Origin of the sequence: Agrobacterium sp. S7/73, from assembly GCF_019355535.1 — a bacterium.
GTDB lineage: Bacteria > Pseudomonadota > Alphaproteobacteria > Rhizobiales > Rhizobiaceae > Agrobacterium > Agrobacterium tumefaciens.
In genome coordinates, this window is record NZ_CP072136.1 from 2,723,550 (window position 1) to 2,747,634 (window position 24,085).

The window sequence follows — 24,085 nt, forward strand, 5'->3', positions numbered from 1 at the left end:
GGCGCCTCCTACAATTCGATGCCGTCGCCCGGATCGAGCGAGGCTTGGCGCGCGACCTGGCGCATCGTTTGCGTCATGCGGCTGAGGCGGGCGGCATCTTCGTCGACGTCATCACGGGAATCGATCTCGAATTCGTTTTCGATGACGGGCTTTCGCTCAACGGTCTTGGTGCGGCTCAGCTCGGGCTGATGCCGGCGCTCTGAATCCGTCGGATCGTCATCGGCCACGTCGTCCACGGCGACGGGCCTATCCAGCACCGGCCGTTCGGGCAAAGCCAGCGTGCTCCAATCGTCTGCTCTTGCGCTCGCGGGTTTGGTCAGGCCGGGCGGCGTCAGGATGCGCTCCTGAAACCGCAGATCCTCATAGTAGCGGGCCTTCTTCGCGCGTATCGGCGGAATGCCGGCAACCATGACGATCTCGTCGGAGGGCGGGAGCTGCATGATCTCGCCGGGCGTCAGCAATTGCCGGGCGGTCTCCGAGCGCGACACCATCAAGTGGCCGAGCCAGGGCGAGAGGCGGTGACCGGCATAGTTCTTCATCGCCTTCATCTCGGTGGCGGTGCCGAGCGCATCGGAAACGCGTTTGGCGGTACGCTCGTCATTGGTCGCGAAGCTGACCCGGACGTGGCAGTTGTCGAGGATCGAGTTGTTGGGGCCATAGGCCTTTTCGATCTGGTTCAGCGACTGCGCGATGAGGAATGCTTTCAGGCCGTAACCCGCCATGAACGCCAGGGCGCTCTCGAAGAAGTCGAGGCGGCCGAGCGCGGGAAACTCGTCGAGCATGAGCAGCAGCCGATAGCGGTTGCCCTTCGCCTGCAAATCCTCGGTCAACCGACGCCCGACCTGATTGAGGATCAGGCGGATCAGCGGCTTGGTCCGGTTGATGTCGGAGGGCGGCACAACGAGGTAGAGGGTGGTCGGATGCTTGCCACCGACCATGTCGGCGATGCGCCAGTCGCAGCGGCGCGTCACCTCGGCGACGACGGGATCGCGATACAGACCCAGAAACGACATCGCGGTGGACAGCACGCCGGACCGCTCGTTGTCCGATTTGTTGAGCAACTCGCGGGCCGCGCTGGCGATTACCGGGTGCGGACCGGCCTCGCCGAGATGTGCGGTCTTCATCATCGCCGCGAGGGTCGACTCGATCGGGCGCTTCGGATCCGACAGGAAGGCGGCGACGCCGGCCAAGGTCTTGTCGGCCTCGGCATAGAGGACGTGCAGGATCGCGCCGACCAGAAGCGCGTGCGACGTCTTCTCCCAGTGGTTCCGCTTTTCGAGCGAACCTTCCGGGTCGACCAGGATGTCGGCGATGTTCTGCACGTCACGGACTTCCCATTCGCCGCGGCGCACCTCGAGCAGCGGATTATAGGCTGCCGACTTGGCATTGGTCGGATCGAACAACAGCACGCGGCCGTGCCGGGCGCGATAGCCGGCGGTCAGCGTCCAGTTCTCGCCCTTGATGTCGTGAACGATCGCCGAGCCCGGCCAGGTCAGGAGCGAGGGCACGACCAGGCCCACGCCCTTGCCGGAACGTGTTGGCGCGAAACACAGGACATGCTCCGGACCGTCATGGCGAAGATACTCGCGCTCATGCATGCCGAGGACGACGCCGTCGGGACCGAGGAGGCCGGCGGCCTTCACCTCTTCCGGCCGCGCCCAGCGGGCCGAGCCGTAGGTCTCCACGTTCTTCGCTTCGCGTGCCCGCCACACGGACATGCCAATGGCAACTGCGATGGAGATGAAGCCGCCCGACGCGGCGATATAGGCGCCCTCGATGAAGATCGGCGGGGCGTAGGCGTCGTAGAAATACCACCACCAGAAGAAGGCCGGCGGATAGTAGATCGGCCAGCCCGCCAGCTCGAACCAGGGCTGCCCGAGCTGTGGCTGGAAGCCGAGCCGGTAGGCCGTCCATTGTGTCGCGCCCCAGGTCGTCATCAGCACGATCAGGAAGACGGTGAGGATCTGGCCCCAGAGGATTTTCGTCGCCGACATGGCGGGCACTCCTTTCTTGATTGGGCTACATGCCGAGGCCGCGATTGCGGCCGAAGCTCCAGTCGACGCCGCCGGGGCCGCGCGATACGCCTGAGACGTGCTGACCGAGCTGGCGTTCGAGGGACGGAGACCAGGGCACGAGCTGGAAGCCGAGGCCGTCGTCGATCATGGCGAAGCGGCCCGAGGCGAGCGCGAAGCGCTGCCGGTAAGTGCCCGCCACATACTCGCCCGTTCCGGCCTTTGTGAACGGACGCCCGGTTTCGGCGGCAAGCTTCTCGCCCAGAGCTTCCACCTCACGCTGGCGCAACTGGTCGATCAGCCCCGGCGCAAAACTGACACCGCGCGACTGCCGCTCGGCGAGGCCCCGGCTGACGAGATGGTCGGCACGCCGGTCCATCGCCTGACGCACCTCCGCGCCGAAGCCGCCACCTCCAAGCGCGACGGGATCGCGGGCGATCGCCTGCCGGTCGAGCCACGTAGCGCCGGCCGCACTGACCTGCCGTTCGATGTCGAGATCGGAGCGGACGGCGAGCGCCACGCGGCGCCGACCCTGCGCGTCATCGAACTTGCGCAGCTCGACGATCGAGCCTTGCGCGCTGTCGCCAGCGGCATCGAGGTCGGGAAGTTTGATGTGGTGGGTGCGCCCGTCCGTGCCGTCGACCACGGCATAGGCCGTGCCCTTCAGCTCATCGTCGAGACCACGATCAACGAGCCGACCAACGATAGGATCGTTGAGGCTCTCGCCGGCGAGCACATAGCTCGCGGCGCCACGCTCGATGCCGCGTTCCGTCAGGCCGCGGTGGATGCGCTTGATGATGTCGCCACGCTCGCCGAGCGCGCGCAGCGTCGCCTCGGCATTCTCGGACACGACCCATTGGCCCGGTCCGATCTGATCGGCGAGGCCGAGCGTCTCCAGCTTGCCCAGCCGGCCGACCTTCATCGCGTGGAATTCGTCGGGCTGGCGGTCCGGGTGCGGAGCGAGATCGACGACGCCGGTGCGATAGCTGTCGCGGGCGAGCTGGCGATCGAGATTGGTCCAGCGCTCCGCCTCGATCTGCCGTTCGAGATTGCGGCGGATCTCGTGATCCGTGCGCGGCCCCAGCTCCTGGGTGACGAGATCCTGCGCGCGGGCGCGCATGCCTTCCTTGATGTAGTCGCGGGAGATGACGAGGTCCTGGCCGTCGTCGGTCCGCCCCCGCAGGATGATATGGACATGCGGATTGTCGGTGTTCCAGTGATCAACGCCGACCCAGTCGAGCTTGGTGCCGAGGTCTTTCCCCATCTGCCGCATCAGCTCGCGGGCATAGGTCTTGAGGTCGGACATCTCGGTCGCGTCCTCGGGCGACACGATGAAGCGGAAGTGATGCCGGTCGTCCTGGGTGCGCTCGGCGAAGGCCTTCGGATCGGCGTCCTCGGTCTCGGGGCCGAACAGGTGGGCCTTCTCGCCATCCCGGGTGACGCCCTCGCGACGAAGATAGCTGAGGTGGTCGGAAAGCGGCGCGGCCCGCGCCGTATGGCGGACAACGCGGGTCTTAATGACCGTGTTGCGTGATCGGCTGGTCAGCAGCCGGTTGGCCTGCACGGTCGCGCGCTGACCACGCCCGAACCGCGAGCGGTTGCCCGAGCTGATCTTGCCGGAGCGCGAGACGCTGCCGCCGGCGCGTTGCGCGGCCGCCAGCGCTTGCGCAATGAAAGGCCGCGCCGCTTGAGCCCGGGTGGAGCGGATGCGGCCAGGCCGGATGCGGAAATCGTCCTCTCCGCTCATGGCCGAAGCCCCGCACATCGCGCAAAGCCGAGGAAAATCCCGAATAAATTGCGAGAGCGCAGGCTGCACCGATCAGGCGCACCTCGCGCAAATGCTCTGTAAGCCCCTGAAAAGACACGACCGCACCAAGCCGCACCTCGCGCGCTTTTATCTCGCCATCGTGCGGTTGTGCTGACTGCTCCCCCTCTCCGGACCGCCATTTGCCCGCCAGAGCACGCCACAATGCGAACGGGTGCGAACGCGGTCATCGCGGGCCACCAGGCACATGGCGCGCAACGAAAAGGCCATCGGTGCGCGAAGCCGCCGGGCCTTGATCGCGCGCCGGTGTAGCCGCGGTGACGTCACCGGGCGCACCTTCGGACTGCGCTGGCGCGGCAGGTCCACTGCCAGACGACTGCACCACGAAGAGCGGCGCGCGCGTCCAGGCGAGCGGATCGGCGGCCGCTACCACGACAGGGCCGGCGAGTTCACCGCCACCGACAATGGGGGCGAGCGTCGCGACATAGGCGCGCGTTTCGGCCGGCAATGGTCGACCGGCGAGAAACTCTTCGTAGCGGCCGGGACCGGCATTGTAGGCCGCCAGGAAGCCGGGCGATCCGTAGCGGTCGTGCATTTCGCGCAGATAGGCGGCGCCCGCCAGAATATTGTCGCGCGGATCGTAGGGGTTGCCGCCGAGCCGATGGCGGACGCGCAGGTCGGCCCATGTGGCGGGCATGATCTGCATCAGGCCCATCGCGCCCGCCGACGAGATGGCGCGCACGTCGCCAGCGCTTTCGACACGCATGACGGCGCGAATCCATGCTTCTGGGACGCCGAACCTCTGCGCGGCCTCGGTGATGAAAGCGCCATAGGGATCACTGGGCGACGGCCGCTCGGCGGGCGCCTGCTGTGCGCCGGCCGGGTTGGCCCCCGGTGCGGCGAGGATCAGGCCGGAAAGGAGAAGGAGGGCTGCACGTCGGAGGGTGATCCTTCCTCGGACGACAGGCTGAAGGGGCGCGGCGGGCATCGTTCAGTCCCGCTCGCCGCGCTTCGGCGGGCGATTCCAGTGCAGGCCCCAGGCGGATTTGTCGTCGGCCGACTGGAACAGGTTGGCGCGGATCGGATGTTCGAAGGTCGGATCGTCGAGCTGCAGCGAGACGTATTCGCCGGCCTTCTCGCCGGTACGTTTCCAGCCCGCGCCGATCTCCGCGCCGGTCTCGTTGCTCATGGTGTCGAGCAAATGTACGCGGTAGTCCGGCGCGTTCTCGGCTTCGGCCGGCTCGGCCGCGACGATGATGATGTCCTGATGCAGCGACAGCGTCGTCAGGTGGCCGATGAAGCCATCATTCTCGCGCATGAATTGACCGATCACGGGCATGGGTCGTCTCCTTCAGATGCGGTGGACTGGTCATGGGCGCGCCGTCACCGCGTCGGCGCGCGCCAGACGAAGCGGCCATCGCCGTCCTCGTCGGTGTAGAGAGGGGTGGCCCGGCCGATCACAGCGGTGGCCGGAAGCGGGCCGAAATAGCGACCGTCGAGGCTGTCGCGGACCTGCCAGTTCATCAGGAACAGCTCGCCATTCGCGACCAATCGGCAGCCCTGCCAGATCGGGAGCGGACGGCCGCGACGATCGTGGTCGAGAGCGTCGCCCATCGGCACGCCGTCGACGGTGATGGCGAGCCCGGTGCGGCAAACCCGCTGTTCCGGGAGCGCGGCGACGCGCTTCAGCAGCGGCACGCCACGCGGCAGGTAGCCGCCATCGGCGAGGAAGCTCGCGAGCGGCTCGGGCGCATTCACGGCGACCAAATCGGTGACGTCCGGGGACTGGTCGGCTTCGATGGCGTAGAGCCCGATCGGCGTGCTGGCCGACGCGTTCCAGATCAGCTTCGGTGCGAAGGATACGAAGGATACGAAGGACAGGATGCCGAGCAACGACGCTGCGGCGGTGGTCGTGATGGCGTAGCCGAGCCGGGTCATGCGCCCATCCTCCGCGCCAGGAGGAAGGCGCGGTGGCGCTGCATCGTGTAGCCGCGCGGCGTCTCGCCGACGGCCAGGCGGTTGTGAACGTGTCGCCAGTAATCCGGCGAGACATCGACGGGATCGATGCCGATCGCCTCGATCGCGTCGATGAGCTGGAGCATGCGCTCCACCTTCGGCCAGCCATCGACGCGCAGCAGGACGTCGCCGCCAGGCTTCACGGTTGGGATCGTCTGGCAGGGTTCGTCGGCACCGACCGCGCGCAGAATGTCGAGGCGGGAGAGCACGGTGCCATGCTCGTTCGAGGCCCAGCGCACCAGCGCGAAGGTCGTGCCGGGAGGGAAGAAGAGGATGCGGCGGCGACGGTCGAGGACCTGTTCGCGCACCTCGCGGCCGAAGCGGATCCAGTGCTCCGTCTGCTTCTCGATCCAGACGAGTTCGATCTGGGTGAGATATTCCGGCGGCGCGTGAAGAGCGCGGCCGGCGCGCGCGGATGCGGCGGCAAGGCCGGTCATCAGTCGTCTCCTTGGGATGGTGGGAATTCACGCTCGAACAGCGCGCGCAGCATGTCTGCGACGGTCTGGCCGCGCTGGAAGGCCGCGATCTTGATCCGCCCGCGCATGTCGGCGGTCACGTCGATGGTCAGCCTGGCCGAGAAGTCGTCGGCGAGTTGCGGGCGCTGCGTCTGGCGATCGGTCGCTTTGATCCAGCTCTCCGGATCGCCAGGCCGGGATGCGAAGCCGCGCTTGGGGGATCGTTCGCTCATGCGCCGATCCTCGCGATTTCGGCCGCGAGCGCGGCGATCTCGCGCGCGCCCGGACAATCCTCGTCATGCTCGGCGGCGATCCGACCGGTCTGCACGACATCAGCAAAGACGATGCGCTGGCCGATTGTCGTCGCGAGTAATGGCGGATCATGATCCGCGAGTGTCTCTGCGGTTTCGCGCGCCAACACCGTGCGCGCCGCGCAGCGGTTCAGCACGAAGCGAGCGGCAAGCTGCGGGCGGTAGATGCGCGCTTCGCCGAGTAGCGCCAGCATCTCGGCCGAGGCCCAGCCATCGAGCGGCGACGGCTGCACCGGGATCAGCACGAGATCGGCGGCGAGCAGCGCCGAGCGCATCAGACCGGCGACACGCGGCGGTCCGTCGATGACGACATGATCGACGTTGCGCGCCAGTTCCGGCGCTTCGCGATGCAGGGTGTCGCGCGCCAGGCCGACAACACCGAACAGCCGCTCTAATCCCTCCCGGCTGCGCTGCTGCGACCAGTCCAGCGCCGAGCCCTGCGGATCGGCGTCAATCAGCGTGACGCGCTGTCCACGCCGAGCCCATTCGCCGGCGAGATGCAGCGCCAGCGTCGTCTTGCCGACGCCGCCCTTCTGGTTGAGGAGCGCGACGATCATGCGGGTCTCCCGGGAAACGGGGACTCGTCCACACGGCGCGAAAAAGCGGGTTCCGTTAGAGAGATTCCGAAGGAATCTAGGTTAGATAAGTTACAGGGCTCGCAAGCGACTGATTCAGCGCGATGAATCGGCGATTCCGGTCCCCGATAGCACGAGAGTCCGGTCCCCGATGGCACGATAGTGCCGGTCCCTGATAGCACGAGACTATTCACAGCTTATCCCCAGGGCGAGTTAACGAGCGGCGACGGCGGCGCGGGATGCCGAGCGCGTCGGGATCGGTGGGTGCGAAGGACAAGATTTCGGGACCGCCGAGGCATTGCTCGATGGTCAGGCGGTAGCCGGGCAGCGGCTGGCGGCGGACGATGTCGCGCAGGTCGTAGGCGAAGTGCTTAAGTGGAGAGAGACTGCCGGATTTCGCGTGGAGGTGCGGGAAGTCGAAACTCCAACCGAACTCCTGTTTGCCGCCGTGCTTGCGCACGAGGCGGTAAAGCCAGCGCTCCAGGCCACCAGTGAGATCGAAGTATTTGCGGTCGATCGTCAGCACGAGCGCATCGTCAAGCACCGCGCCATAGAACCAGTCGGGGAGGATCAGTTCGAGACCGAGCGGCCGGCCTCGATGGTCGGCGCGCTCCTTCCATTCGTTGATCCAGGAGAAGCGGTGCATCCGCCGTTCGGTCGGCTGGCGGATCGAGGTCGCGACCGTGGTCGACTGCAATCGGTCGAGTGCCGCCTTCAGGCGGTCGTAGTCGCGCAGCGATACGCCGCGGCCGATGAAGTTCAGGATTTCATAGGGGGTGGTCGCCATCAGGCGCGATGGGCGCAAGCCGACATCGCGCGCCTCGACGATCTGCGAGGCAGCCCAGATGAGGACGTCCGCGTCCCAGATCGTCGCCATGCCATGTTCCGGCACCGCTTCGACACGGATCTTCACCGAGCCGGCCTTGAAGTCTATCGGCGCCAGACGCTTCGACTTGGCGAGCGAAAAGAACGGGTAGGCCATGAGGTCCTGCGCATCGCGCGGCGCGAGATCGCCGGGCAGCGCCCGAAACAGATCGAGTTGGGCGCGCTCATCGTATTGGGTGTGGCGGGACGACATGGCCGGTCGTCTCAGCGCGGGAAGCGTCCGCCGGCGGCGGTCGAGGCTGTTTGGCGCTTGGCCGGTAAAACAGTGCCGCCCCGCGGATCGGACGTGGAGGTGACGAGACCGCGATCCGCCCAGGCCTGAAGGTCGTCGACGGAATAGACCACGCGGCCGCCGAGCTTGCGGTAGATCGGACCGGTCCCGTAGGTCCGATGCTTCTCAAGGGTGCGTTCGGAAAGGCCGAGGAAGCGCGCCGCCTCCTGCGTTCTCAGGTAGCGTGGCGGTAAATTGGCGGCTCTTTCGGCCATGATCGCACCTCCGTGGTCTCGCGGGCGGCCGCTTCGAATAAGCGGCGGGTTGCGAGCACGGTGGCGCGAAGACGGCGCCCCGGACGATGTCGAAGTAAGATGCTAAAATCGACACGCGAGCGGGTATCAGCGATCCCGGCGTGGGCGGCGCAGCAATGTCCGATAGCCGCCGCGAACGAGCTTCATGCCGTCGCGGGCGAGACGGATGGTGATCTCCCGGATCGGGTCGCCTACCCAGGATGCTGCGTCAATCTTGTGCTGGGGGAAGAGATGCTCGGCGACGGTGCGGTAGATCGCGCCGCTCTCGCGCGCGTCGATCGCGCGCAGCATCTGGCGGGCGCGCTGACGTCTTTGTGGCGTCAGGCGTGGATCGGGCGGCACGCGCTTGCCGAACATCGCGTGCCAGAGGCGTTCAACCGCGGTCAGTCGGTCGGGCGTCAGTTCATCGAATATGATGAACGCGCCAAGGGGGCGGGCATCATCGACGCCGGTCAGGGCGACGTCGTGGGGGTCGCCGCGCAGTACGAGCCGGATCAGACCAGGATCATGCTTGATGATGGCGTGGGCGTGCAGATCCTCAACGCGGAGGCGGAGATGTCCCGCCGGGTTCGGTCCGACGGTGAACGGCAGTGTCGCGGGATCGGTTTGCGGGGTCCAGAAGATCGGCTGGACGAGCGCCGAGTTGCGAGGGTCGGCGACGAAATCGCAAACCCCATTGCTCGGCGAACTCGCCCGCGACATCCTCGGTCAACCGCCCGACGGCTACCAGTTCCTGATAGGATTTTCTGTATTCAGGGTTGCGACGCAGGAACTCCCAGGCGAGATCGCTGGGCGTCAACTTCTCGATATAGTCATAAGCGGCTTCAGACCGCCAACTTTCATCCTCGGACATTCTCCACTGCCTCCGCGTAAGGTTGTGCAACGCGAGTTTTGCAGTGGATACGATTCCGGGTTGAACGGGGCGCGGGAAGAACGAAGTGGCCGCAACGTGATGCGGTTTACGCATCACCTCAGTGCAGGCGGCCCTGGAGCAACTCGCAAAAACCGCTCTTCGTCATCCATTTCGCGCGGTCGAGATGACTGGTGTAGATGCGCTGAGCGCGTTCCGGTTCGGCCTTGGCATCGAGGCCGAAGAGGACTTCGACGACTTCGCGCCAGTCGGCTTTTTCAGCGTCGGCATCCAGCAGCCGAACGTACAGCTTCAGATGCGCCTCGTCATAGGCGGTCAATGCCGCCCCAGCCGGCGGCTGGTCGAGAAAATCGTCTTTGGTCACAACATCCCCCGATGGCGAGATGTATCCAAACTGGAGGATATTGTTAACCGTGATTTGATCGGAATGATAACGCATGACCTTGACGCGAGACGAATTTGCAACGCCGCGACCTGTCGAACGTCAGGTTTCCTTCTTCGCATCAACGAGCAGCACTCCCTTGCCCTGATCGGAGTTCAGGAAGACAATGCCGGCGCGTTCGAAAGCCCGTCTCACCTCATCGCGCGTGCTCTCAAAAACCTCGAGGCCACTGGTGGATTCGAGGCGTTTGAGCGCGGTCAATGAGACCCGGGCCTTGTCAGCGAGCGTCTCCTGTGTCCAACCCAGCAACGCACGTGCGGCCCGAAACTGTCGGGCGGTGATCATGCATGATCACCTCCCACACGGACCTACGCGTACGCCAAAACTACGACTATAATAGTCGTTCTTGGCAGCGTATTCCAGTCGGAAGTGCTTATTTGCTCTCTGTCAGGCCGCCGAGATCGCAACTGATTCGGTCGCAGCAAAGCCGAGGCCCCGGCCTTCCGGTCGGGGCCTCGCGGGGGGCCTCAGTCGCCCCGGCGCCCGTTGGGACGGGACCAGATGAGCGAGAGGGTCTCGCCTTCCTCGTCGTCGAAGAGGTTAGCGTAGATCGGGGCGTTGAAGCTGGGATCGTCGAGCTTCAGGCCCAGATAGGCACGCCCTTCGTTGGAGGTCTTGGACCAGGCGGCGCCGATCTCGGCGCGGCCGACGAACACGCGGTGGCTGGGGGCGTTCTCGCCGGTGGCGCGAGCCTCGGGGACGATGCGGACATTCTTGGTCTGGACGCTGAGGGTGACGATTTCGCCGGTGAACTCGTTGTTGCCGGTCTTCTTGAAGGTGCCGATGGTCGCCATGGTAGTTCTCCTTGAACGCTGTTCCGAGCCCGCACCATTGCGGCCTCGATGGCGATCGAGAGGCCGGAGGCGATTGGCGGCGCACCCCGCAGGGGCCTGACAGCAAAGGAGAGGCTTTCTTGCCTCGCGAGGAATGACGGCGCAGCCGGCAGGGGAAGAAAGTTTCGACGCCGCTGTTGCGGCATAGGCGATCGAGGCGCAGCCGACCTTCGGCCAGATCAGCCCATTGAAGAGGCCGTTTTGGAGCGGTCGATATGACAGAGACGCATCACAGGAGAACGTGGCGACCATACCGACCGATGGACCCGTAGCGACGTCTGACACCGCGGGTCAAACCAGCTCCGCCAGACGCTACGTACCGCCGATTCCTGCCCGTCGCCCACGAGATCGCCCCCTCCCGGCACTCGCACCGTCTGCGCGCTGTCACGGCATTGCCACCGGCGCCGTCACCGATGGCATGGCGCATCGGTTGGGTTAGCCGTCGATCCGGTCAGCGCGATTGCAAACCAGCCTCGCGACATGGAAGGCATGACCGCCAAGACATCAATTGACCATCCCGCCGCCGCCTGCACCGATGTCAGGTTCGCACGATGGTCTGCCCGGTTGGCCCGGGCGTGCCCATGGCCGTCACCCGGATCAGCGCCGTGACGCCAACGGCGATTGCGCCGATAACTGAGAAGATGAGCTGCCAGATGTCGGAGGGCATGGTGTGTTTCACGATGCCATGCGTCGCGTGGTAGCCGGCGAGCGCCGCGGGCGCGACGAAGGCGAGTGCGATCGTGAGCCGTATCCAGAGCGGACGGATGAAAGCGAGCAGGAACTGGCCGAGGCCGAGCGTCACTGCGGCGGCGGCGAGGCCGACGAGGATCGCTCCGAGCCAACCAGCGCCGCTGCTATAGGCCCAAGTCCCGGCGCTGACGCCCGCGAAAAACGGCAGCGCGAAGACAGCTAGTGTGAATAGAAGCCAGCACAGGACGCCGATCGCCGCGATGCCGGAGAGGATGCCGGAGAGGATGCCGATGAAGACCATGGTGGTGTTCTCCGTGAGATAAAGGTCTGACGGTCGCGCCACCACCACCACCACGGCGCATTGATAGTATAGCCGAAGAGAAGGCAGGACGGGAGCGGAAATCCCGCGGGACTGCCGCTTGCGGCCCTGTCGCCTTGCCCGCGACTAGCGGGAGAAGGGGTCGATCTCGTGAACGATGGCGGCGGCTTCGCCGTCATATTCGCCTGCGGGCATGACGCCCATGGTGCCGTCCCCGGCCCGGAAGATGACGATCGAGACCATGAGGGTGGCGGCGAGGCTGAAGGCGAAGGCGTGAGCTTGATTGAGAGACATATGACCGGCTCCTGTCTTGGAGGCGGGAGACCATCTTTCGCGCGACAGGCGCCCGATGTGTCCGGCCGATGGCCGCAATCACCGCGAAGGCGAAGCTGGAGCGGCGGCACGCTTTGCGTAGTCCGACCCTTCACGGGTTGATGGCGTCAGGCCAGCGGCTGGACCAAGGATTAGCGCAATGGAAGCGGGGGATGGTTTCTCGCTTCGACCGGGTGCTAGGATCGCCCCACAGCAATTCACTGCGTTGGATTCGAGCCGTGTCCTGGTCGTCCGCGTCGGAAGGCAGGAGGGCGCAAGCAAACGATGGCATCCGGATTTCACATACCAGACGGCAACGACGCCCTTCGAGATGATCTTCCGGCAGTGGTCGAACTGATCGAGCGTACGGCCCGGTGGGTGAATCCGGAGACTTTCCGGCGTCTGCCGGTATGGGCGCCGCATACGGCTCGCGGCCGGCCTCTCTATGACGCCGCGTGGTCGCGCCGGTACACGAACACGAAAAAGGCGACCAAGATCACCGCTGAGAAGTTCGAGGGCAATGTCGCCGCGCTCAATGCACTCGTGGCGGCTCTGGGGGTCGCGGCGCCGAAGCCGAAGAACTGGACCGTGTGTCACATCTGGGGATACGACGATCCCTCGTTTGCTCAGCAAAGCAGCGTCGTCCAGGATCTGCGCTACTTCTCCTGCGTCGCCAATATGGTGTGGCTGCCGACCCCGCTCAAAGGCTTCACGGACACGATGCCTGAAATCAAGGCGATGCTGCGGGTCTGCGCTTTCCACCTTTATGGCTGGGCTTGCGAGCATCCATCGGTTGCCGAGCAATATGAGAAGGTCAAGAACGGCTGGATTCCCGAAGGCTATCCGAAGAGTTGGCCTTGCCCGGAGCGCCCTGGACTGCTTCCGCCCGGGACCGCGCCGTTCGGGGAACGGATCGAGCGTGAGATTGCCAAGCGAAAGCGCAAGCTGAAGGCTGACCTCGCGAATGCTGCATTCCTCCATTACCCGAAGGAGGAAGTGCTCGCGGTGCTGAAGTTCTGGGGCGTCGACCTGGGGTGACGGCGCTCACGCGCCGCCTCCCTTCGGGCGAAAGTCGAAGACCGGGATGCCGAGCTTCCTCGCCTTGTCGGCCAGATTGTCCTGAATGCCGGTGCCGGGGAAGACGATGACCCCGATCGGCAGGACGTCGAGCATCTGATCGTTGCGCTTGAACGGTGCGGCCTTGGCGTGTTTCGTCCAGTCGGGGGCGAAGCCGACCTGCGGCACCTTGCGCGTGTCGGCCCATTTGGCGGCGATCTTCTCGGCGCCCTTCGGCGACTTGCCGTGCAACAGCACCATGTCCGGGTGCTTGGCGTGGACTTGATCGAGTTTGGCCCAGATCAGGCGGTGATCATTGAAGTCGAGCCCGCCGGTGAGGGCAATTTTAGGACCGGCGGGCAGGAGCACTTGATTGTCAGCCCGCTTCTTGGCGGCGAGGAAATCGCGGCTGTCGATCATCGCCGAGGTCAGGTTGCGATGGTTGACCATCGATCCGCTGCGCGGTCGCCAGTTCGATCCGGTGTGGTGCTCGTAGTGCTCGGCGGCCTGGTCGCGCATTAGCTCGAAGGCGTTGCGCCGTTCGATCATGGTCTGGCCCTCGGCCGTAAGGCGCTCCAGCTCGACGGCCTTCACTTCGCTGCCGTCTTGTTCGCGCTGGCCGCGGCGCTGCGCCTGTTCATTGTCGTCCAACTCGCGCTCGATCCGTTCGGTGGCCCGATGGAAGACGTTGACCGTCGACCAGAGGAGATCGTGGAGGTCGGGCTCGAGGCGGGTGTCTTCCAGCGGGGCTATCAGGGCGTCGAAGATGTCGGCGATGGCGCCGGCGACCTGGTCGCCCTCCGGAAGCGGCCGGGGGTCGGGTTCATCCGTGAAGGGACGGTAGCCGTAGAGCTGGAGTTCGCTGAGGATATGGGCGGTGGGTGAAGAGGCTTGGGTAGCGTCGTAGTCGTTGTGCTCGCTCATCGGGATGCTCCGTCGGTTCGACCGCGACCCTCGCGGCCTTCATGGCGACGAAAGCCGGCGGGCGGGCCGGACCTGCATCCGCAGCGAAGCGGAGGGCCGGAGCGCAGCGGAGGATGGCGAAGGCGGGCTATTTTGCCTCGCGATGGAAAGGCCCGCAGGGCCGCCGGAAAATAGTCCGCCGCAGACGTTGCGGGTCCGGGCCGTTTGCTGGCCGATCGCCCTCTCGAAGGCCGGGGACGCGGTTCTCTCCGACCTGGGATCATTCGAGCGATGTCGACGACGGCGCTCCCGCCGCCTGCATTCTCCTCGCGGTCTATGCCGCCAGCGCCATGAAGCGTGCGACGTCTTGGGGCGCGATCTGCACGCGGACCGCTGCCCGGAGGCTATCCAGCCCCGTCAGGCGGAGATCCTCGTTGAAGTCGCCCAATGTTGGAGACACCACGACCGCCTCGATCCCGGCCGAGTTCGCCCGTTCGATCAAGGTCGCCATCGCGCCGTCGCCGGCCGGATCATTGTCGCGGGCGATGTAGAGTCGGCGCAGCGTGTCGGGGAACAGGATGGCCGAGAGATGCGCCGCCGAAAGCGCCGCCGCCATCGGCATGGTGGGCAGCGCCATCCTGAGCGACAGCATCGTTTCGATGCCTTCGCCCGCCGCCATCACTTCGCCCGCCACAGCGAAGCGAACGGCATGCCCCAGCAGATCGCCCATCGCCCGTCTCGGCGTGTCGATCGGAGCCTTGCCCGAGCCGTCGGGAGCGAGCCAGGTGCGGTGCGCGCCGGTCTGATGTCCGGCGAGATCTGTGACCGATGCGATCATTGCTGGCCAGGTCTCGGTCGGGGAGTGTTCGTCGGGCCGGTAATAGCAGCGGGGGTGGAAGCGGAGGCTTCCGATTCCGTGCAAATCCGTAATGCCGCGTGTGCGGAGATACGTCTTTACGAGCGTGCCCGAGATCGGCTGCGCCATGGCGAAGAGCCGCTGTGCCGCTTCCGGTGATCCGGTCGGCGCCGGTGAGTGGCGCTCGCCGCCATGCGAACGGTCCGGTTCGGGATGCGGCATCGACAGGAAGGTGCGCGCCTCGTCGGCGACGTCCTTGAAGTCGACCAGGCCGCAGCTCTCGCGGATGACGTCTAGGAGATCGCCATGCTCGCCTGTGGCGGCGTCGGTCCATTTGCCGGCGGCGCCCTTGCCGGTCTCGCCACCCTTCAGCCGCACGAACATCGAGCGGCCGGGGGTGTTGCGAACATCGCCGACCAGCCAGTAGCGGCCCTCGCGATGACCGGCCTTGAGATAATGACGGCACACCGCCTCGGCTTGTCGGCCGAGACGGATCGCCAGTTCGGAAGCGTCCTGCCGCGCCATCACGCCGCCTCCCGCTCACTGACGCGCTCGACGGGATAGCGCTCCAGCACCTTGGCCAGAATGGCAGCGCCGGTCCCATCGGTCGGCACGAACATCCGCAGCTTCCACGAGATGATCTCGTGGAACAGGCCATAGGCCCGCAGGCGATCGCGCATGGCGTCGGTGAAGCCCGACAGCTCGATGCGGTTGGCGCCCATGACCCGGACGCGACGGAGTTGAAGCCCCTCGGCCAGGTCGAGGATGGTCTTGCCATCCATCAGCGCCATGAAGGCGTCGTCCGGTGTCAGGGTCGATGTGCCGGTGGCGAGCGCGCCGGCTACCCAGGCGGCGGAGACACGGCGGCCAACGATGCGCTCGCCGTCGTCGGTCTGGAGTCGATACACCCGCGTCGACTCGCTCGGGAGGCGTTTCCAGATCGGCAGCAACAGGCCGCTGACGACATGGATGGTGCTTTCGGCAAACTCCGGCACCTCGCCTACCTCGGCGTTCCATGCCGCGGTGAAGCCCGCCCGGTCCGCGCCGACCCAATGGGTGTCATCCATCATCTTGATGGGGATGTTGTGCGCCTCCATCGGTCGGATCAACCGCACGCGCCGTTCGATCTCGCCATCGTCCAGCATGATGCTGGTGGTCGGGATCTGCACGGCGCCGCGGCCCGAACGCTCGTTGACCAGCAGCTTCGCGCCCGGATCATCGAGATGGTCGAGCGCCTCGGCCAGCGTCACCGGACGGTTTCGCTGGCGCTGGGTGATGGTCAGCAGCCGAGCCTCGGCCCCGGTGCCAGGATGGACGTGGATGGTTCGGCGGTCGGTGACGATGAAGCTCTCGGCCTGCAGTGTCTCTAGCCCGACGTCATAGCTGCCCGAGGCGATGGCGCCTTCGATCTTGGCGTTCAACAGCCGCTCGAACGCGGTGAACAGGACACCCTGAAGGTCGATGGTCAGTGCCAACAGCCTGTTCAGGAAGGTGGTGATCGGCGGCAGTTCGTCCTTGATGCCGGTGGAATCCATCAGCGAGAGGCCGGTGGCGTCCTCGAACATCTGGAGCGAGCAGCCGTCGACCTTGCCGCGCACCAACAGCAGGTAGAGCTGCCGCAGCGCGTCGCGGGCGTAATGGCTTTCGAGATTATCCTCCGGCCGGAACAGGCCTTGGCCGCCCGTCTGGCGCTGGCCGCGCGTGATCGCGCCCAGCGTGTCGAGGCGGCGGGCGATGGTCGACAGGAACCGCTTCTCGGCCTTCACGTCCGTCGAGATCGGCCGGAACAGCGGTGGCTGCGCCTGGTTGGTCCGGTTGGTGCGGCCCAGGCCCTGAATGGCGGCGTCGGCTTTCCACCCCGGCTCCAACAGATAGTGGACGCGCAGCCGCTGGTTCCGCGCCGACAGATCGGCGTGGTAGCTGCGCCCGGTGCCGCCGGCGTCGGAGAAGATCAGGATACGCTTCTGATCATCCATGAACGCTTGAGTCTCGGCGAGATTGGCCGATCCGGCGCGGTTCTCCACGGCAAGGCGGGCGATGCCGCCGGGGCTGGACTTGCGGACGATGCGGCGCGAACGTCCCGTCACCTCCGCCACGACATCGGTTCCGAAGCGCTGGACGATCTGATCGAGCGCGCCGGGAACCGGGGGCAGCGAAGCGAGCCTCTCGATCAGGCGGTCACGACGGGCAACGGCATCGCGGCTCTCGACCGGCTGGCCGTCGCGAAACACCGGTCGCGACGACAGGTTGCCCTCGCTGTCGGTGAAGGGCTCGTAAAGCTGCACCGGGAAGGAATGGGCGAGATAATCCAGAACGTATTCGCGCGGGGTGATGTCCACCCGGATGTCGTTCCATTCTTCCGTCGGGATCTCCGCGAGCCGGCGTTCCATCAATGCCTCGCCGGTCGAGACGATCTGGATCACGGCGGCATGGCCGTCCGCCAGGTCCTGCTCGATTGACCGGATCAGGGTCGGCGTTTTCATGCTGGTGAGGAGATGACCAAAGAAGCGCTGTTTGGCGGATTCGAAGGCCGAGCGGGCGGCGGACTTGGCCTGCCGGTTCAGCGTGCCCCCGCTGCCATCAGGGCCGCCGGTGATGTTGGCGGCCTGCATTGCGGCGTCGAGATTGTTATGGATGACGGCGAAGGCCCCGGCGTAGACATCGTAAATGCCGATCTGCTCGGGGGTTAGCTGGTGTTCGAGCAGTTCGTATTCGACGCCGTCATAGGAGAGCGACCGCGCGGTGTAGAGGCCGAGTGAGCGCAGGTCGCGGGCCAGCACTTCCATCGCCGCGACGCCGCCGTCCTCGATCGCTTCGACGAATTCGGCGCGGGTCGAGAACGGGAAGTCCTCGCCGCCCCACAGACCGAGGCGCTGGGCGTAGGCGAGGTTGTGGACGGTGGTCGCGCCGGTTGCCGAGACATAGACGACGCGCGCATTCGGCAGGGCGTGCTGGAGCCGAAGGCCCGCACGACCCTGCTGCGAAGCGGCGACATCGCCGCGTTCGCCCTTTCCACCAGCGGCGTTCTGCATGGCGTGGCTCTCGTCGAAAATGATCACTCCATCGAAATCGGAGCCTAACCATTCGACGATCTGCTTGACGCGGGAAAGCTTCTCGCCCCGGTCGTCGGACCGTAGCGTGGCATAGGTGGTGAATAGGACGGCTTCCGAGAGCGTGATGTTCTTGCCCTGCGGGAAACGCGACAGCGGCGTGACCAGCAGGCGCTCCATGCCGAGCGCCGACCAGTCGCGTTGTGCATCCTCCAGCAGTTTGTCGGATTTGGAGATCCACACCGCCTTGCGGCGGCCCTGCATCCAGTTGTCGAGGATGATGCCGGCCGACTGGCGACCCTTTCCGGCGCCGGTGCCGTCGCCGAGCATGAAGCCCCGGCGGAAGCGCGCAGCGTTCGGCGCGTCGTCTGGCGCGGCCGAGATGACGTCGAATGTGTCGTCAAGCGTCCATGATCCCGCGAGGAAGTCGGCATGCGCCTCGCCGGCGTAGATAACGGTTTCGAGCTGGGCGTCAGAGAGCAGGCCATCCGGGACGATGTTTGCAGGCAGCCGGGGCCGGTAGCTCGGCCTGGGCGGCGCGACCGAGGCCATCGCGACGGATTGCACAAGCTTGGTCGGATGGGCCTGCGCCCCGGGAATACGGATCGCCTGCAATCCATATTCTTCATAGATCGCGTCGGTGATCCGGCCGTCTTCGGCGGGTGTCCATTCCATGGTTTCATAGGCGAGGTCGACGCCTTCCGGCTCGATGGACGCGGGCGTGGCGGGCGCGGCAGTGGTACCGGCGCGGTATCCACGAATGGTGCGGGGCGACGCGGCGGACGCCGAGGTTTTCACTGGCGGCAGGGTTGCAGTCGGACGCGGCGGAACCTGTGTCGCGATCCAGCCGAGCAGCGTGGAGACGTCGGGTGCGATGCCTGGCGAGAGGGGAAATGCCGAATGATCGTCGGCCGGCAGCTTGTCGATGACCGTCAGCCGCGTACCGATGGTCGTGCCGTGCTTGGCATAGACCGAGCCGTCCACGGCTGCGGTGAAGACGACGCGGCCACGCTCCTGAAGCCGGACGAAGGCCGCTGCCCAAGCCGGGTGGTCGGGGCTGAAGTTGGCGCCGGTGATCGCCACCAGCCGCCCGCCATCGGCAAGCCGGGCCAGTGCTGAAGCGACATGGCGATAGGCGGCGTCGACCACGCGGCCGGAGACGTGCGCCATGACGGAGAATGGCGGGTTCATCAGCACGACTGTGGGGGTGGCGTCCGGCGCGAGGTGATCGTCGATCTGGGCCGCGTCGAAGCGCATGACGGCGACAGCCGGAAACAGCGCAGCGAGCAGATCGGCGCGGGTATCGGCCAACTCGTTGAGGAGGAGCGTTCCGCCTGATATCTCCGCCAGTATGGCGAGCAGGCCGGTGCCAGCCGACGGCTCCAGCACGATGTCGCCAGCAGTTATGGAGGCGGCCGCCACGGCGGCAAGGCCGAGTGGCACCGGCGTCGAGAACTGCTGGAGCGCCTGCGATTCTTCCGAGCGCCGCGTATGCGTTGGCAGGAGCCCGGCGATCTTCGCAAGAGCGGAAAGACGTGCAGCCGGAGATGCGGCCTTACGGAAAAGCGCCTTTCCGTATTTGCGCAGGAAGAGGACTGTCGCGACCTCGCATGCCTCATAGGCCACCTTCCAGTCCCAGACGCCGCTGGTGTCGGATGCGCCGAAGGCTGTTTCCATCGCTGCACGGAGGATCGCGGCATCGATGCGCTGGCCGCGTTCGAGATGTTCGAGAAGCTGCTGCGCCACGGCGAGGATCGGGGACGCACGGGTGACGGGCGCGGCCGGAAGGGCCGCGGGAGACAGAATGTTCATGGGAGGAATCTCGGGAGAGCGGAAGGGACAAGCCCGGTCGGCGCTCTCTCTCGACCGCCCGAACTCGACCCATCCCGGCCGTCCTCTTCCTCTTGTCCGCTGATATAAAAAAGCGCCCGACCGTGAGGCCGGGCGCGCGCATGGTCGGGGATCATCGCATTCGGCTTTCGGCCAGCCAGCGGCCGGTACTGATCCATTCAATCGTGCGGCCTGTGCCGAGGTCGAGCAGATGGGCGCCGCCGGAGAAGCCCTCCACGACAGGGTCAGAAGCAATACCGGCCCACTGAAATCCCCAGGTGCCGGTGAGTGCGAATGTCTCCGCGCAGCGGGTGACGAAGGTGACCAGCAATTGCGGATCGGCGGTTCCGGGGTCGCGAAGCCAGAGGCGCGTCGCGCCGTGCTCGGGTGTCAGGGAGAGCAGGAACGGCTCGGCGGGCGGGCCCTCGCGACCGTTTTCGGCCATCAGCGCGGTGTAGATGTCGAAGGCCCGCGCAACATTGGCAACCGAGCCGACGTCGAGCAGGCAGGAGAAGCGGGTGAGATATTCGGCCATATCAGGCTCCTGAAACGAAAAGAGCCCGGCGCTGGGCCGGGCTCTGAGTGGATGGGATTGGAAGGTGCGGAGCGACCGAAGCTGCCCCGCGAGCCGATCATTCGGCGGCGATGAGGTGACGTTCGTCGTCCTCGCCATCGGCCGGCGGTTCCGACTCGTCGTCGGCGCTGAGGAAGTCGGGCAGCGCGGCGTCCTCGGTTTTGCCATCGTCGTCCGCGTCCGGTGCCGGATCGCCGTCGACACCGGCAAGTCGAAGCGGCTCGGGCAGCCAGCCGCTGTCGGCCAGGAGACGCTCGGCCTCCTTGGCCATGTCGCCCTTTTTCAGATGACCGATAAGCTCGGCCGCCCGTTCGCCGGTGCCTTCGCGGACGGCTTCGAGGATGCGCGGCTTGGTGACACGGTTGAGGTAGTTGCCGAAGGTCGGACGCCAGCCGGCTTCGACCAAGTCCAGCCCGGTCGCCCGCGTCAGCCGGTCGGCCTGCGCGAGCCTCATATCGAGCGTATGCTGCGACACGCCGTCCGCGCTGTGCGGGTTCGGCCGCTCATAGAGCGCGTTGACCCCATAGCTGACGCAATGCGCCAGCAGCGCCATGCGGCTGGCATCGTCGAGACCAGCGAGCCAATCCCACAGGGCGTCGTCGTCCTTCGGGATGTCGGCGGCCCAGGCGTCGTGACGCTCCTGCACAGCCCGCGCGGAGGGGCTGTCCTTCAGCGTCTCGTCCTGAACGGGGAAGAAGATGTGTTTCACCCCCGCTTCCATGGCGCCCGTGTACATGCGGGTCATGAAGCTGTCCGAGACCAGCTTGTGGAGAAGCGCCGTCATGGCGATGTGCGGGTTTTCCGCCACCGCGTTGCGCAACGCGAGGGTGCGGTAGGCGGTCAGCTCGATGACGAGGCGCTCGGGCAACGGCTTGATCCCGTCGTCCTCTTCGTCGTCATCGGGCTCGGCAGGCCGGCCGCCGATCGTGATGACGGCGCGTTGCACCGACGGGCTCGCGGTGCAATCGGATTCGATCTCCTTCTCCGATCCTTCCTCACCATCGGTCCGGACCTGAGGCACATCCTCGGGCCGGACGAAGCCGCGATCGACCGAAAGTGATCCGTCGGCGTTGATGCTGACGAACACGCCGGCGATGGCGATGTCGGCCGGGTCGAAATGCTCGGGGCGATCGTCGAACGCGGCCAGAGCCGTCTCGATCTCGCCCATACGCTCGTCGATCTCGTCAGGCAGTTCGTCGGCGTCCTGATATTCCGCTTCGAGCCTGGCCTGCTCTGCGGTGAGCGCCTCGATCGTCGCCTGCTCCTCGGCCGATAGATCGATCGGCGTGCCGGAGACCTCGTGCAGGCCGCGCACCACGTCGTAGGGGAAGCTGACCGCGACCTCGATCCACTTCCAGCCCTCGGCGGCGATCGCCTCGGCCTCGGCCTTCAGCTTCTCGGCGACGAGGCGATCGAGAAGCCCGACGTCCTGCAGCCATCCTCCGTCGTCGGCCTGGAACAGGTCGCGCATGACGATGCCGCCGGCCGCCTCATAGGCTTCGATGCCCAGGAAGACGGCACGCTTGTCGGAGGCGCGCACGGTGGTCTCGGTCAGCATGCGCCGGATCTGGTAGGGCTCCTTCGACCAGGCGTCCTTGATCGCGTCCCAGACCAGGGTCTGACGCTCGTGGTCTACGGAGACCGTGAAGGCCATGAGCTGCTCCAGCGTCATGCCGTCGTCGGCATAGACGTCGTGCAGAGCGGGCGAGACGGTTGCGAGGCGCAGCCGCTGCTTGACCACGTTGACGGGCACGAAGAACGCCGCGGCGATCTCCTCCTCGGTCATGCCCTTGGTCAGCATGTCGTGGAAGGCGCGGAACTGATCGAGCGGATGGAGCGGGGCGCGCTCGATATTCTCGGCCAGCGACACCTCCTCGGGGAGGATGGCGCCGTCGCGATCGCGCACCACGCAGGGCACGGGCGCGACCTTGGCGAGACGCTTCTGCTTCACCAGCAGTTCGAGTGCGCGGAAGCGGCGGCCGCCGGCGGGCACCTCGAACATGCCGGTCTCGTTGCCTTCGGCGTCAACGACGGGGAAGACGCTGAGGCTCTGGATCAGGCCGCGACGAGCGATCGAAGCCGCCAGGTCCTCGATCGAGACGCCGGCCTTCACGCGCCGGACGTTGGACTGGCTGAGCACCAGCTTGTTGAAGGGGATGTCGCGCGAGGACGACAGGATGATCTTCTGAACGGCAGTAGCCATCGGGATTTACTCCGCGACGGGCGGCCGAGAGACTCTCTCTCAACCTCCAACCCGTCACGAAGCGAAGCGCCGCCCTCTTCCTCTAAAGGGGGCAGCGCCACGAACCGGCAAACCTGAAAGGCACGGAAGCGCAAAGCCGGAGACACGGAAAACCGCATCCCCGGCTTCGCGGAAATCAGGCGGCTCGATCGAGCAGCTTCTTGGCCTTGCCCTCCATGTCGAGGCGGGCGTCCTGATGCGGCTTGTCGCGCGCGACTGCAGTGATGCCCTGCACGAAATCGAAGATGCTCTCCGGCGGCCGACCTTCCTCGGCCAGCACCGTGTCGATGATCTTGCCGGTCTCGGCCTTCGAGAAGCCGCGGCGACGCAGGAAGTCGGTACGATCCTCGTCGGTGCGCGCCACGATCCGCTCGCGGGCCATCTTGATGCCGTTGACGAATGGCATCGGCGAGGAATTGGCGAAGTTCGCCAGCGCCGGGGCTGCCTCGTGCGCGAAGCGATTGGCCGCATATTTGGAGTGGCGGATGGTGATTTCCTCGAAATCCTCCACGCCCCACAAATTGCGGTTCTGGCAGACAGCGCGGAGGTAGAAGCTCGCCATGCCGAGCGTCTTGGCGCCGACCTCGGAATTCCAGCAGTAGAATCCCCGGAAATAGAGGTCGGGCGAACCATCTGGAAGGCGACCAGCCTCGATCGGATTCAGGTCGTCGACCAGGAACAGGAAGACGTCGCGGTCGGAGGCGTAGAGCGTGGTCGTGTCCTTGGTGATGTCGACGCGGGGATTGTAGATCCCGGTCGACCAATCGAGCACACCCGGAACCTTCCAGCGGGTGTCGCCCGTGCCATTGCCGGCGATGCGCTGCACCGCTTCGACCAGTTCATGGTCGAAGATGCGGCCATAATCGGGGCCAGTGACGGCGCGAAGCTCGACGCGGCCGTTGTCGGTTTCGAGCGTCTTGATCTGCTCCGCCCGATTGGAGGTCAGGCCATATTGCAGGTTGATCGCGGCGAGCGCTGCGGGGAGCTGCCGCAAATAGGCGGCGGGGGCGCCAACCAGGCTGGCGAGTTGTCCGAAGCTCCAATGGGTCGGCGCGACTGCCATATCTGTGCCGGGCAGGATCAGCGCCAGCCGTTCTGAATAATTGCGGTTTGCCTCGACATGGATGAGCGCGCTTTCCACCACCCGCGTCCGGCTGCGATCGGCGCGGTCGCGCACCGATCGCGCCAACTCGGACAGCGACAGGTAGCGCTCGTCGGCCGGGCGAGAGAACCACTCAGATGAGACGCGGCCGACCCGCTCCCCCCGGCTGACATCGACCTTGTAACCGCCGCCGGTGTCACGGCGCGCATCGAGGACCTGCATATTCATGGGACCAAACTCCATGACGGGCGTCGGAGACCTCTTCTCCAACCCTCAACCCGTCACGGAAAACCGATCCCCTCTCTCACTCTCAGCGGGGCGTTGCGGGGCAGCAGTCCCGCAGAAGGGGTCGGCCGAGACCGCAGGGCTCGGAACGCAGGGGAAGGCCTTCCCCTTCCGATGCGGATTTAAAAGGTGATCCGAAGAGCGGTCGTCGCTGTTGGTGAGATCTGTTTGAGGCG

At 65.9% G+C, this 24,085-nt stretch carries 24 protein-coding genes; 1 reads left to right on the plus strand and 23 read right to left on the minus strand.

The genetic code is table 11. The features are described from left to right. Nucleotides 1–8: 8 nt before the first annotated feature. The 17 genes from J5276_RS13550 to J5276_RS13625 all read right to left on the minus strand — a co-directional run bounded on the left by J5276_RS13550 (nt 9) and on the right by J5276_RS13625 (nt 11,993). Entirely contained in the window at nt 9–1,994 is a 1,986-nt protein-coding gene (locus tag J5276_RS13550) for a conjugal transfer protein TraG (protein ID WP_209159345.1), read from the minus strand. Nucleotides 1,995–2,019: 25 nt separating this feature from the next. Further along, on the minus strand, nt 2,020–3,759 hold the full coding sequence (locus tag J5276_RS13555) for a VirD2 family relaxase/mobilization nuclease (RefSeq protein WP_209159344.1): 1,740 nt from the start codon (nt 3,757–3,759) through the stop codon (nt 2,020–2,022). A gap of 244 nt (nt 3,760–4,003) precedes the next feature. Beyond that, nucleotides 4,004–4,765, minus strand: a complete 762-nt coding sequence (locus tag J5276_RS13560) for a lytic transglycosylase domain-containing protein (protein WP_209159343.1) — start codon at nt 4,763–4,765, stop codon at nt 4,004–4,006. Nucleotides 4,766–4,768: 3 nt separating this feature from the next. Next, nucleotides 4,769–5,116 (minus strand): DUF736 domain-containing protein, encoded by a 348-nt coding sequence (locus J5276_RS13565; RefSeq protein WP_209159342.1) that lies wholly within the window; start codon nt 5,114–5,116, stop codon nt 4,769–4,771. A 44-nt stretch (nt 5,117–5,160) separates the two neighbouring features. Continuing rightward, nucleotides 5,161–5,715 carry a S26 family signal peptidase gene (locus J5276_RS13570; RefSeq protein ID WP_209159341.1) on the minus strand — a complete coding sequence of 185 codons (555 nt, stop codon included), beginning with the start codon at nt 5,713–5,715 and terminating at the stop codon, nt 5,161–5,163. Next, nucleotides 5,712–6,230, minus strand: a complete 519-nt coding sequence (locus J5276_RS13575; RefSeq protein WP_209159340.1) for a DUF2840 domain-containing protein — start codon at nt 6,228–6,230, stop codon at nt 5,712–5,714. The genes J5276_RS13570 and J5276_RS13575 overlap by 4 nt, the downstream gene beginning before the upstream one ends. Next, nucleotides 6,230–6,481: a hypothetical protein gene (locus J5276_RS13580; protein ID WP_137859490.1), complete on the minus strand. Its 252-nt coding sequence runs from the start codon at nt 6,479–6,481 to the stop codon at nt 6,230–6,232. The genes J5276_RS13575 and J5276_RS13580 overlap by 1 nt, the downstream gene beginning before the upstream one ends. Continuing rightward, nucleotides 6,478–7,116 (minus strand): ParA family partition ATPase, encoded by a 639-nt coding sequence (parA, locus tag J5276_RS13585; protein ID WP_209159339.1) that lies wholly within the window; start codon nt 7,114–7,116, stop codon nt 6,478–6,480. The genes J5276_RS13580 and parA overlap by 4 nt, the downstream gene beginning before the upstream one ends. Before the next feature lie 208 nt (nt 7,117–7,324). Then, nucleotides 7,325–8,212, minus strand: coding sequence for a replication initiator protein A (locus tag J5276_RS13590; protein ID WP_209159338.1), 888 nt, complete (start codon nt 8,210–8,212; stop codon nt 7,325–7,327). A gap of 11 nt (nt 8,213–8,223) precedes the next feature. After that, nucleotides 8,224–8,505, minus strand: a complete 282-nt coding sequence (locus J5276_RS13595) for an AlpA family transcriptional regulator (RefSeq protein ID WP_048648556.1) — start codon at nt 8,503–8,505, stop codon at nt 8,224–8,226. A 126-nt stretch (nt 8,506–8,631) separates the two neighbouring features. Then, nucleotides 8,632–9,168: a DUF2285 domain-containing protein gene (locus J5276_RS13600; RefSeq protein ID WP_255610169.1), complete on the minus strand. Its 537-nt coding sequence runs from the start codon at nt 9,166–9,168 to the stop codon at nt 8,632–8,634. Continuing rightward, on the minus strand, nt 9,083–9,511 hold the full coding sequence (locus J5276_RS30365) for a transcriptional regulator domain-containing protein (RefSeq protein WP_370647563.1): 429 nt from the start codon (nt 9,509–9,511) through the stop codon (nt 9,083–9,085). Before J5276_RS30365 ends, J5276_RS13600 begins: the two co-directional genes overlap by 86 nt. 4 nt (nt 9,512–9,515) lie before the next feature. Beyond that, nucleotides 9,516–9,779, minus strand: a complete 264-nt coding sequence (locus tag J5276_RS13605) for a DNA -binding domain-containing protein (RefSeq protein ID WP_188583632.1) — start codon at nt 9,777–9,779, stop codon at nt 9,516–9,518. A gap of 120 nt (nt 9,780–9,899) precedes the next feature. After that, the gene (locus J5276_RS13610) at nt 9,900–10,142 is read right to left on the minus strand and encodes a helix-turn-helix transcriptional regulator (RefSeq protein ID WP_024021493.1); all 243 of its coding nucleotides are present in this window, start codon (nt 10,140–10,142) and stop codon (nt 9,900–9,902) included. Nucleotides 10,143–10,324: 182 nt separating this feature from the next. After that, the gene (locus J5276_RS13615; protein ID WP_031310163.1) at nt 10,325–10,651 is read right to left on the minus strand and encodes a DUF736 domain-containing protein; all 327 of its coding nucleotides are present in this window, start codon (nt 10,649–10,651) and stop codon (nt 10,325–10,327) included. A gap of 577 nt (nt 10,652–11,228) precedes the next feature. Further along, the gene (locus tag J5276_RS13620) at nt 11,229–11,681 is read right to left on the minus strand and encodes a hypothetical protein (RefSeq protein ID WP_209159371.1); all 453 of its coding nucleotides are present in this window, start codon (nt 11,679–11,681) and stop codon (nt 11,229–11,231) included. A gap of 144 nt (nt 11,682–11,825) precedes the next feature. Then, a complete protein-coding gene (locus J5276_RS13625; protein ID WP_209159336.1) occupies nt 11,826–11,993 on the minus strand; it encodes a hypothetical protein in 168 nt (55 codons plus the stop codon). Between the two features lie 303 nt (nt 11,994–12,296). Here J5276_RS13625 and J5276_RS13630 point away from each other — a divergent pair, with 303 nt between their 5' ends. After that, nucleotides 12,297–13,049, plus strand: a complete 753-nt coding sequence (locus J5276_RS13630) for a hypothetical protein (protein ID WP_209159335.1) — start codon at nt 12,297–12,299, stop codon at nt 13,047–13,049. 6 nt (nt 13,050–13,055) lie between these two features. Here the strand turns inward: J5276_RS13630 and J5276_RS13635 are convergent, their stop codons facing one another. The 6 genes from J5276_RS13635 to J5276_RS13660 all read right to left on the minus strand — a co-directional run bounded on the left by J5276_RS13635 (nt 13,056) and on the right by J5276_RS13660 (nt 23,852). Further along, a complete protein-coding gene (locus J5276_RS13635) occupies nt 13,056–13,991 on the minus strand; it encodes a DUF2493 domain-containing protein (RefSeq protein ID WP_209159334.1) in 936 nt (311 codons plus the stop codon). A gap of 313 nt (nt 13,992–14,304) precedes the next feature. Next, the gene (locus tag J5276_RS13640) at nt 14,305–15,351 is read right to left on the minus strand and encodes a toprim domain-containing protein (RefSeq protein WP_209159333.1); all 1,047 of its coding nucleotides are present in this window, start codon (nt 15,349–15,351) and stop codon (nt 14,305–14,307) included. Then, a complete protein-coding gene (locus J5276_RS13645) occupies nt 15,351–19,688 on the minus strand; it encodes a strawberry notch family protein (protein WP_209159332.1) in 4,338 nt (1,445 codons plus the stop codon). Before J5276_RS13645 ends, J5276_RS13640 begins: the two co-directional genes overlap by 1 nt. A gap of 151 nt (nt 19,689–19,839) precedes the next feature. Further along, complete coding sequence (locus J5276_RS13650) at nt 19,840–20,241, minus strand: hypothetical protein (protein ID WP_209159331.1); 402 nt, start codon at nt 20,239–20,241, stop codon at nt 19,840–19,842. A gap of 97 nt (nt 20,242–20,338) precedes the next feature. Next, nucleotides 20,339–22,483 (minus strand): ParB/RepB/Spo0J family partition protein, encoded by a 2,145-nt coding sequence (locus tag J5276_RS13655; protein ID WP_209159330.1) that lies wholly within the window; start codon nt 22,481–22,483, stop codon nt 20,339–20,341. Nucleotides 22,484–22,658: 175 nt separating this feature from the next. Then, complete coding sequence (locus tag J5276_RS13660) at nt 22,659–23,852, minus strand: DUF932 domain-containing protein (protein ID WP_209159329.1); 1,194 nt, start codon at nt 23,850–23,852, stop codon at nt 22,659–22,661. Nucleotides 23,853–24,085 lie beyond the last annotated feature (233 nt).